The organism is Streptomyces sp. NPDC050504 (genome assembly GCF_044458065.1).
In the GTDB taxonomy this organism is placed as follows: Bacteria; Actinomycetota; Actinomycetes; order Streptomycetales; family Streptomycetaceae; genus Streptomyces.
The window spans coordinates 16,071-28,275 of sequence record NZ_JBITHO010000015.1 but is presented as its reverse complement, the minus strand read 5'-3'; the positions used below and the strand labels follow the sequence as shown (position 1 = coordinate 28,275).

The following is a 12,205-nucleotide window of genomic DNA, read 5'->3' as shown; positions in this document are numbered from 1 at the left end:
CGGAGAGTCAACGCCTCATGACGAACGAAGACAAGCTCCGCGACTATCTGAAACGAGTGACGGCCGAGCTCCACCAGACCCGGCAGCGGCTCGTCGAGGCGGAGACCGGCACGTCGGAACCCCTCGCTCTGGTGTCGATGGGCTGCCGTTATCCGGGCGGGGTCCGCTCGCCAGAGGACCTGTGGCACCTCGCGGTGAACGGTAGGGACGCGATATCCGCATTCCCCACGGAACGCGGCTGGGACCTCGATGCCCTGTACGACCCGGACCCGGAAAAGGAAGGAAAGGTCTACATACGCGAGGGCGGTTTCCTCCACGACGCCCATGAATTCGAACCGGAATTCTTCGGCATCAGCCCGCGCGAGGCGTTGGCCATCGACCCCCAGCAGCGGATCCTCCTGGAGACGGCTTGGGAGACCTTCGAGCGCGCGGGGATCGACCCGGAGTCGCTGCGCGGCAGCCGTACCGGTGTCTTCACCGGCATCATGTACGGCGACTACGGATCCCGCGTCATGCATCAGGTCCCGGCCGGCTTCGAGGGCTACCTGGTCACAGGCAGTTCGCAGAGCGTCGCGTCCGGCCGCATCGCGTACACCTTCGGGTTCGAGGGCCCGGCGGTGAGTGTCGACACGGCCTGCTCCTCGTCGCTGGTCGCCCTGCACCTGGCCGCGCAGGCACTGCGCAACGGCGAATGCGACCTGGCCCTAGCGGGCGGCGTCACCGTCATGGCGACTCCCGCGAGCATCATCGAGTTCAGCCGCCAGCGAGGCCTGGCGCACGACGCCCGCGTCAAGTCCTTCGCGGCGTCCGCCGACGGCACCGTCCTGGGCGAGGGGGCGGGGCTCCTGCTCGTGGAGCGCCTTGCGGACGCGGAACTCCACGGCCATCAGATCCTGGCGGTACTGCGGGGTGCGGCGGTCAACCAGGACGGCGCGAGCAGCCAGCTCTCCGCGCCGAACGGGCCGTCACAGCAGCGGGTTATCCGCGCCGCACTCGCCGACGCCCAACTCAGCGCCGACCAGGTCGACGCCGTAGAGGCACACGGTACCGGGACAAGCCTGGGCGACCCCATCGAAGCGCAGGCCCTGCTGGCGACCTACGGGCAGCACCGGGACGCGGAGCGCCCGCTGTGGCTGGGATCGATCAAGTCGAACATCGGGCACACCCAGGCCGCGGCCGGAGTCGCCGGCGTCATCAAAATGGTCGAGGCGATGCGCCACGGAGTGCTGCCGCAGACCCTGCACGTCGACGAACCCTCACCCCACGTCGACTGGACCACAGGCGCGGTATCCCTACTCAACCAACAGCAAGCCTGGCCCGACACCGGACAGCCAAGGCGCGCAGCCGTCTCCTCGTTCGGGATCAGCGGCACCAACGCCCACATCATCCTCGAACAAGCACCGGCGAAGAGCCCCACCGAAGTCACGGAAGCCCCCGCGCCGCCGACCGGCCCGCTGGCGTGGGTCTTGTCCGCCAAGACCCAGGACGCCCTGCGCGAGCAGGCCGTACGACTGCGGACACTGGTGGACCAGACCGAACCGTCCCCGGCGGACGTGGGCTACTCCCTCGCCACCACGCGTGCCCATCTGGAGCAGCGGGCCGCGGTGATCGCGGAGGACCGGGAGGGGTTCCTGGCCGGGTTGGACGCGCTCGACACGGGCACGGAAGCACCTCATGTCGTACGAGGGTCAGCAGCCGCCACCGCCAAGACCGCGTTCCTCTTCGCCGGACAGGGATCACAGCGTCTCGGCATGGGACGCGAGCTGTACGCCGCCTACCCGGTGTTCGCCACAGCCCTGGACGAGGTCTGCACGCAGCTCGACCCGCACCTAGACATGCCGCTGCGGGAAGTGATGTGGGCCGACGAGGACACTCCCGAGGCCGCACTCCTAGAAGACACCCTCTACACCCAGCCCGCACTCTTCGCCCTGGAAACGGCACTGTTCCGACTCCTCGAACACCTCGGCGTCACACCCCACTACCTGGCCGGGCACTCCATCGGTGAACTCACCGCCGCGCATGTCGCAGGCGTGCTGAGCCTGGAAGACGCCTGCACCCTGATCGCCACCCGAGCACGGCTCCTGCACGGCCTCCCGAGCGGCGGAGCCATGACCGCTCTCCACGCCACCGAAACCGAAGTCCTCGATGCCCTCGACGGACCCACCGACGTCACCATCGCCGCCCTCAACGGGCCTATCAGTACGGTGATCTCAGGCGACATGGACGCAGTCGCCGAAGTCGCGGCCCACTTCACCGAACAGGGCCGGAAGGCCACCAACCTGCATGTCAGCCATGCCTTCCACTCCCACCACCTCGACCCCATCCTCAACGACTTCCACACCGTCGCGGCCGGTCTCACCTACCACCAGCCCCGCATCCCCATCATCTCCACCCTCACCGGCGAGATCGCACGCCCAGAAGACCTCACCACCGCCCACTACTGGACCCGCCAACTCCGCCACACCGTTCGCTTCCACCCCGCACTCACCACCCTCACCAACCAACACATCACCGCCTACCTCGAACTCGGCCCGGACACCACCCTCACCGCCCTCACCCGCACCACCACCGACACCACAGCAACCCCCCTCCTCCACCCCAAACGCCCAGAGACCCATACGGTCCTCGCAGCACTCGCCACCGCCCACATCCATGGCACACCGGTCAACTGGACCAAGGTCTACGCACCCCACCACCCCCACACCACCACCCTCCCCACCTACCCCTTCCAACAGCACCCTTACTGGCTCCACCAAACCGAAACCATCGTCGATGCTTCCGGCATCGGGCAGAGTCCCACCACCCACCCCCTCCTCGCAGCCGCAATAGAACTCCCCAACAACGCCCACCTATTCACCGGCCGCCTCACCCTCAACACCCACCCCTGGCTCGCCGACCACACCATCCACGGAACCACCCTCGTACCCGGCACCGCACTCCTCGACCTCGCCCTCCACGCCACACACCACACCGGCCACAACCACATCCAAGAACTCACCCTCCACACCCCCCTCACCCTCACCGAACAAACAGCAGTACGACTCCGCGTCACAGTCGAAGAAGCCGACGACAGCACATCCGCCACACTCAGCATCGACTCCCAGGCAGAGGACTCTGATCCGGAGTCGGACTCCCCATGGGTTATCCACGCCACCGCCACCCTTAATCAGGTCGACTCAGAACCCGATCGGCAGCAGCAGAGGGCGCTAGCGGGGACCTGGCCGCCCGAAGGAGCGCTCGCGCTCGACATCGGTGAGCTGTACGAGGACCTTTCCTTTGCCGGCCTCGCGTACGGCCCCGTATTCCAGTGCGTTCGCGCCGCTTGGCAGTACGACGACGGTACGGTCTTCGCGGAGGTGGACCTGTCCGAGGAGCCGGGCATGGCAGGTACGGCCGCCGACGGATTCGACATCCATCCAGCCCTCCTTGACGCCGCCCTGCACCCCGCCCTCCTCGCGCCAAAAGTCGACAGCGACAGCCGTGACCGCGCTGCGCGCGTCCCCCTCCGTTGGTCGGGCGTCGCCCTGCACTCCGCACCCACTTCAGTGCTCCGCGTGCGGCTCACCCCGGAGGACGACGACACGTTCGCTGTGGTAGTCGCCGGCGACTCGGGCCGCCCGGTTGCCACGGCAGCCGCCCGCCTCGGCCCCGTACCCGATTCCCTCGCCCACCCCAGTCACCCTGGTCGTGCGAGGCGCCACCTCTTCCGTCTCGACTGGAGCCCGGCCTCGGGACAGGAGCCCACCCACCGCACGGCGACATGGGGAGTTCTCGGCACGGATGCTCTTGGGATTCGGGCCACCTTGGAACAGAGCGGTCACCAGGCCGTCAAGTCCTACACCGACGTGAAAGAACTGGTCACATCGCTCGACGCCGCAGCTGACGGTGCCGAGGCTTCGCCTCCAGACGTCATCGTCATCCCTTGCGTCACCCCCGACGGTGCCGACACCACCCAGGCCGCGCACTCCGTCACGGAACACGTCCTCGCGCTCACGCAGGCCTGGCTCAACGAGCCGCGGCTCGCTGCCTCCCGCCTGGTGGTCGCCACACGAGGAGCCGTCTCCGCCTCCGGTACGTCCGACGCCCCCGGTAGCCACACGGCCCTCGATTTGGCCGCAGCCACAGTCTGGGGGCTACTGCGCAGCGCTCAGTCCGAGAATCCGGATCAGTTCCGGCTCGTCGACACCGACGACTCGAAGGCCTCGAACGATGCTCTATGCGCCGCTCTCGATAGCGATGATCCCCAAGTCGTCCTGAGGAATGGAGAGATGTTCACTCCGGTCCTGGCGAGCGAAGGGGATCCAGCAAACAGCCAAGCATCACCTCTCGATACGAACGGCACCGCGCTGATCACGGGCGGCACCGGCACTCTCGGCACCCTCATCGCCCACCACCTCGTCACCCACCACGGCATACGCCACCTCCACCTCGCAAGCAGGCAAGGACCAAACGCCCAAGGCGCCACCGAACTACACGACCAACTCACCGCCCTAGGCGCCCACGTCACCATCACCGCCTGCGACACCAGCAACCCACAACAACTCACAGACCTACTCGCCACCATCCCCGACAACCACCCCCTCACCGCCGTCATCCACACCGCCGGCACCACAGCAGACGCCACCCTCACCAACCTCACCACCGAACAACTCCACACCGTCCTACAACCCAAAGTCGACGCCGCCTGGCACCTCCACCACCTCACCAAACACCACAACCTCGCCGCATTCATCCTCTTCTCCTCCGCCGCAGGCATCCTCGGCAACCCCGGACAAGCCAACTACGCCGCCGCCAACACCTTCCTCGACACACTCGCCCACCACCGCCACACCCAAGGACTCCCCGCCACCAGCCTCGCCTGGGGCCTCTGGCAACAAACCAGCACCATCACCACCACCCTCACCAACGAACACCACACCCGACTCAACCGCAACGGCATCCACCCCCTCCCCACCACCCAAGCCCTCACCCTCCTCGACACCACACTCACCACCCCACAACCACACCTCATACCGATGCTGTTGGATACGACCGCCCTCCGCGCACAGGCGGATCAGCTCCCCCCGCTGTATCGACAGCTCGTTCCCCTCCGCACTCGGCTCGCCACGGTCTCGTCCTCTTGGGCCGACCAACTCGCCAACCTGGCCAGTGGTGAGCGGAGCCAAGCCCTTATGGACCTGGTCGCGACGCACACGGCCAGCGTTCTGGGTCACACACACGGCCAAGGCGTCCAGCCGAACGTCAGCTTCCAGTCGCTAGGGCTGGACTCCCTCACCGCGATCGAACTCCGCAACCGGCTGACTGCGGCAACCGGTCTCCGACTGCCGTCCACCCTCGTCTTCGACCATCCGACGCCCGACCACCTGACCCAATACCTCGCATCGCAGCTCCCTTCGGCGCATGACCATCAGCGCGTCAACGCGGAGCGGACACCTGCCGTACGACACACGGCAGACGATCCGATCGTCATCGTGGGCATGGCCTGCCGCTATCCGGGCGGGGTCACCTCTCCCGCACAGCTCTGGAAACTCGTAGCCGAAGGCACTGACGCCATCACCCCCTTCCCCACAAGCCGCGGCTGGGACCAGGAAGACCTCTACAACCCCGACCCCGACCACCCCGGCACCAGCTACACACACCACGGCGGCTTCCTCCACGACGCCCACCACTTCGACCCCGACTTCTTCGGCATGAGCCCCCGCGAAGCACTCGCCACCGACCCCCAACAACGCCTCCTCCTAGAAACCGCCTGGGAAACCCTCGAACGCGCCGGCCTCAACCCCGAAACACTGCGCGGCACCCGCACCGGCGTCTTCACCGGCATCATGTACAACGACTACGCCAGCCGCTTCCAGAACCACATTCCACAGGACTACGAGGGCTACCTCGGCATTGGTGCATCAGCCAGTGTCGCCTCGGGCCGAGTCTCCTACGCCTTCGGTCTCGAAGGCCCCGCTGTCACCATCGACACGGCCTGCTCGTCATCGTTGGTCGCCCTGCACCTGGCCGCGCAAGCACTGCGCAACGGCGAATGCGACCTCGCCCTCGCAGGCGGCGTCACCGTCATGGCAACCCCCTCCACCTTCATCGAGTTCAGCCGCCAACGAGGCCTGTCCCCCGACGGCCGCTGCAAACCCTTCGCAGCCACCGCCAACGGCACCGGCTGGAGCGAAGGCGTCGGCCTCCTCCTCGTCGAACGCCAATCAGACGCCAAACGCAACGGCCACCCCATACTGGCCATACTGCGAGGCTCGGCCGTCAACCAGGACGGCGCCAGCAACGGCCTCACCGCACCCAACGGGCCATCACAACAGCGGGTCATCCAGGCCGCGCTCGCCGACGCCCAGCTCAGCGCCGACCAGGTCGACGCCGTAGAGGCACACGGCACCGGGACAAGCCTGGGCGACCCCATCGAAGCGCAGGCCCTGCTGGCCACCTACGGACAGCACCGAGACGCGGACAGCCCGCTGTGGCTGGGATCAATCAAATCGAACATCGGCCACACCCAGGCCGCCGCCGGAGTCGCCGGCATCATCAAAATGGTCGAAGCAATGCGCCACGGAGTGCTCCCGCGAACCCTGCACGTCGACGAACCCTCACCCCACGTCGACTGGACCACAGGCGCAGTATCCCTACTCAACCAACAGCAAGCTTGGCCCGACACCGAACAGCCAAGGCGCGCAGCCGTGTCCTCGTTCGGGATCAGCGGCACCAACGCCCACATCATCCTCGAACAAGCACCAGTCACGAACACCGCGGCTGAGGAGCAGTCGGAAGAAACTGGCGGACCGTTGGCATGGGTGCTCTCCGCCAAGACCCAGGACGCGCTACGGGACCAGGCGGCCCAGCTGCGGTCCCTGGTAGCCGAGACCGATCTCACCTCGGCGGACGTGGGCTACTCCCTCGCCACCACACGCGCACACCTGGAGCAGCGGGCCGCCGTGATCGCCGAGAACCGGGAGGGGTTCCTGGCCGGACTGGACGCACTCGCCACAGGCGCGGAAGCACCTCATGTCGTACGAGGGTCAGCAGCCGCCACCGCCAAGACCGCGTTCCTCTTCTCCGGACAGGGATCACAGCGACTTGGCATGGGGCGCGAGCTGTATGCCGCCTACCCAGTGTTCGCCACAGCCCTGGACGAGGTGTGCGCACTCCTCGACCCGCACCTGAACGTGCCACTACGGGAGGTGATGTGGGCCGACGAGGACAGTGAACAGGCAGCATTGCTGGAAGACACCCTATACACCCAGCCCGCACTCTTCGCACTGGAGACAGCACTGTTCCGCCTCCTGGAACATTTTGGTGTCGTCCCTGAGTTCCTGGCCGGGCACTCCATCGGTGAACTCGCGGCCGCCCACGTCGCAGGCGTGCTGAACCTGGAAGACGCCTGCGCCCTCGTCGCCACCCGAGCACGGCTCCTGCACGGCCTCCCGAGCGGCGGAGCCATGACCGCCCTCCACACCACCGAAACCGAAACCCTCCACGCCCTCAACGGACGCACCGACGTCACCATCGCCGCCCTCAACAGCCCGACCAGCACGGTGATCTCAGGCGACACCGGCGCAGTGGCCGAAGTCGCTGCACACTTCGCCCGGCAAGGCCGCAAGACCACCCCACTGCATGTCAGCCACGCCTTCCACTCCCACCACCTCGACCCCATCCTCAACGACTTCCACACCGTCGCGGCCGGTCTCACCTACCACCAGCCCCGCATTCCCATCGTCTCCACCCTCACCGGTGAGATCGCCCGCCCGGAAGACCTCACCACCGCCCACTACTGGACCCGCCAACTCCGCCAAACCGTCCGCTTCCACCCCGCACTCACCACCCTCAACGCTCAACACACCACCACCTACCTCGAACTCGGACCCGACACCACACTCACCGCCCTCACCCACACCACCACCGACACCACAGCAACCCCCCTCCTCCACCCGAAACACCCAGAGACCCATATGGTCCTCACAGCACTCGCCACCGCCCACACCCACGGCACACCCGTCAACTGGACCACGGTCTACACACCCCACCACCCCCACACCACCACCCTCCCCACCTACCCCTTCCAACACCACCCCTACTGGCTCCACCACACCCCCACCATCACCAACGCCACCGACATCGGCCAAACACCCACCACCCACCCCCTCCTCGCAGCAACCACCGAACTACCCAACAATTCGGGCTACTTGTTCACAGGCCGCCTCACCCTCGATGCCCACCCCTGGCTCGCCGACCACACCATCCACGGCACCACCCTCGTACCCGGCACCGCACTCCTCGACCTCGCCCTCCACGCCACACACCACACCGGCCACAACCACATCGAAGAACTCACCCTCCAGAAGCCGCTCGTACTCTCCGACGGTCGGGCCGTCCAGCTGCACCTCGCCGTCGGACCGCCGGACGACAATGGAGCACGTTCCCTCACGATCCATTCACGCCTGGGCTCCGGCTCAGACGGGGAGGGCGGCGACGAGCCATCCTGGACGCTTCATGCCACGGGCAACTTGACCAGTAGGACCCCTGGGACCAGCGAAAACAGCGGACCTGGCGGATGCAGCGGTGGCGCGACGGCCTCGCAAGACTCCTCGCCGTCCCAGTGGCCACCGGCGGGCGCCGTCACACTCCCCATCGACGAGGTCCACGATCGACTGGTCGGCCTCGGGCTCACCTACGGCCCCTCTTTCCAGGGCCTCTCCGCCGCTTGGCGGCACGGCCCAGACGATGATCTCTATGCAGAGGTACGGCTTCCGGAGGGCATCGACACCACAGGATTCGGTGTCCATCCTGCCCTGCTCGACGCCGCACTCCACGTCAGCGCGTTCTCCGACACCTCCGCCTCTGACAACCCCGGCTCCCCCGACTCCACCGCCACCGCCACTGCCACCGCCACCGCCACCGCCACCAGCGGAGCGGAAACAGCCCGGCTTCCCTTCTCCTGGTCCGGCGTCTCGCTGCACACCACCCAGGCTCGCGCCCTGCGCGTAAAACTCGCCCGCACGGGGCCCCAGTCGGTTTCGCTCGACGTGACGGACTCCGAAGGCAGTCCGGTGATCACCGTCGCGGAGCTGACGACGCGTCCCGTCGCCGCCGAACAGTTGGCGGGCGAATCCGGGCAGGATTCCCTCCTGCACATCACTTGGGGGCCGGTCGCCGATGGTGGCGAGGGCGGCGTTCGGGCGGATGCGCTCGCCGTCGTCGGCGACGGCGTCGACCTCGTGTGCGCGGTCTCGGGCTCGGGCTCGGGTTCGGCCTCGGGCGCGGTCTCGGGCGCCATCACGTCGTACGTGAGTTTCGACGCGCTGCTCGAAGCGATCGACGAGGGAGGCCCCGTACCCGACACCCTCGTCGTGGCCCCGTCCGCGCACCGCGCCTCCGCCGGGACCGGCGACGCCGCTCACCTCGCGGCCCGCGACGTGCTGAGCCTGCTCCAGCGGTTCCTCGCCGATGAGCGGCTCGATGGCTCGCGGCTCGCTCTGGTCACGCGCCGGGCCGTGTCCGCGCGCGCCGACGAGGACGTGCTCGACCTGGCGCAGTCCGCGGTGTGGGGGCTCGTCCGTACGGCTCAGACCGAGAATCCCGACCGTTTCCTCCTGATCGACACCGAAGGCGGTTCCCGGCCCGGTGCCGGCCCGCAGGTCCCGGTCTCCGCTCTCTTCTGCGGCGAGCCGCAGACGGCGGTCCGTGACGGGGACTTGCTGGCTCCGCGACTCGCCAGGGCGGCGGCGGGCGGGGACGGTTCCGTGCCCGTTCCACTGCCGGACGGCTCGGGTGGCGACGCGTGGCGTCTTGCCACCACCGGCGACGGAACGCTCGACCGGCTGACGTACGAACCCTGCCCGGAGGCCGCGGAGGAGTTGCGGCCGGGACAGGTGCGCGTATCCCTGCGCGCGGCGGGACTCAACTTCCGGGACGTGTTGATCTCCCTGGGCATGCTGCCCGGGTACGACGCGGTGATCGGCGGTGAGGGTGCCGGAGTGGTCGTCGAGGTGGGCCCGGGTGTCTCGGGTTTCGAGCCGGGCGACCGCGTGATGGGGCTCTTCACCACCGGGCTCGGCCCCGTCGCGGTGGCGGACCACCGCCTGGTGTGCCGTGTTCCCGACGGGCTCGGTCTCGTCGAGGCCGCTTCGCTGCCCGTGACGTTCCTGACCGCGTACTACGGCCTGTTCCGGCTGGCGGGGCTCAAGGCGGGGCAGCGGCTGCTCGTGCACGCGGCCACCGGTGGCGTCGGCATGGCGGCCGTGCAACTGGCACGGCACGTGGGGGCGGAGGTGTTCGCCACCGCCAGTCCGCCCAAGCAGGGCGTGCTGCGCGCGGACGGGTTCGACGAGGCCCACGTCGCCAACTCGCGGACGCTCGACTTCGAGCGGGACTTCCTGGACGCCACCGACGGGCAGGGGGTCGACGTCGTACTGAACTCGCTCGCGCACGAGTTCGTCGACGCCTCGCTGCGCACCCTGCCCAAGGGCGGCCACTTCCTGGAGATGGGCAAGACCGATCTGCGGGACCCCCAGGCGGTGGCCGCCGAGCACGCAGGGGTGGCCTACCGGGCGTACGACCTGTTCGCCATGGTCGGTACGGATCCGGACCTGATCCGGGAGATGTTCGCGGAGCTGGTGCCGCTGTTCGAGAGCGGGGTGCTCGCGCCCGCGCCCATCAGGACGTGGGACATCCGCCGGGCCGGTGAGGCGTTCCGTCATCTCAGTCAGGCGCGGCACATCGGCAAGCTCGTGCTGACCGTTCCGGCGCCGCTGGACACTGGTGGCACGGTGCTGATCACGGGTGGCACCGGCACGCTCGGCACACTGGTGGCCCGGCACCTCGTCACCGAACGCGGCGTTCGGCACCTGTTGCTGACCAGCCGCCGCGGCCCCGACGCGGAGTCCGCCGTCGCACTGGCCGAGGAGCTGACGGCCCTCGGAGCGTCCCCCGAGATCGTGGCGTGCGACGCGAGTGACCGGCAGGCGCTCGCCGAGCTGCTCGACTCGATCCCCGGGAGCCGCCCGCTGACGGCGGTCGTACACGCGGCGGGCGTACTGGACGACGGCGTCGTGCAGTCCCTCACTCCGGAGCACCTGGACCGCGTGCTGCGGCCCAAGGTGGACGCGGCGTGGAACCTGCACGAGCTGACGGATCGGCTGGACCTCTCCATGTTCACGCTGTTCTCCTCGCTCGCCGGCGTCCTGGGCAACGCCGGGCAGGGAAATTACGCCGCCGCCAACGCCTTCTTGGACGCACTGGCCCAGCACCGCCGCGCCCGGGGGCTGCCCGGCCAGTCCCTCGCATGGGGCCTGTGGGCGCAGTCCAGTGCGCTGACCGGACAGATCGACGACGTCGACCGGGCGCGGATGGCCCGCGGCGGCGTACTTCCGTTGTCCACCACGGAGGCGCTCGCGCTGTTCGACGCGGCGTCCGGCTCCGACCGGGCCCTCTTCGTCCCGGCCCGGCTGAATCCCGCCGTACTGCGGGACCGGGCCTCCGAGGGGGCGGAGCTTGCTCCGATGCTGCGCGGACTGGTCGGCAACCGTCCGCCGCGGGCACCGAAGAGCACGGAGTCCTCGACGGCACGGCTGCGGCAGCAGCTCGAAGGCAGGAACGCCGCCGAGCGCTCCCGTCTGCTCCTGGACGCGGTGCGCGGCTACGCCGCCTCGGTGCTCGGGCACGGCTCGGCGGGCGCCGTGGAGGACGAGCGGGCGTTCAAGGACATCGGTTTCGACTCCATGTCCGCGGTGGAGCTCCGCAACCACCTCAAGACGGCGACGGGGCTGCGGCTGCCCGCAACCGTCGTCTTCGACCATCCCACGCCCGCCGCGCTCGCCGCCCATCTGAGCGACCGGCTCGCGCCGCAGGAGGAAGCGGCTCAGGACCCTGCGCTCGCCCAGCTCGCCCGGCTCCAGTCGGACGTGCTCTCCGGCGACCTGGACGCGGGAACGCGTTCCCAACTCGCCGCGCGTCTCAAGGACTTCCTCTTCCGGCTGGACGAGAGCGAAGCCCCGGGGGATCCCTCGGCGGCCGACTCCCTCGACATCTCCGACCAGATGGACACCGCCTCGGACGACGAGATCTTCGACTTCATCGACAACCAGCTCTGACGCCGCATCCCCGCGGTCCGGCGGCGCGAGACGAAGGACATGGCATGACCTACAGCGAAGAGACAAGCCAAGAGACCAGCCGAGAGATCGACCAAGGGACCAGCGAAGAG

General features: G+C 68.4%; 1 protein-coding gene. It reads left to right on the top strand.

Annotation, left to right across the window (positions count from 1 at the left end):
* The first annotated feature begins 56 nt into the window (after positions 1-56).
* Positions 57-12,095, top strand: a complete 12,039-nt coding sequence (locus tag ACIBNE_RS38245) for an SDR family NAD(P)-dependent oxidoreductase (RefSeq protein ID WP_399280318.1) — start codon at positions 57-59, stop codon at positions 12,093-12,095.
* Positions 12,096-12,205: the final 110 nt, after the last annotated feature.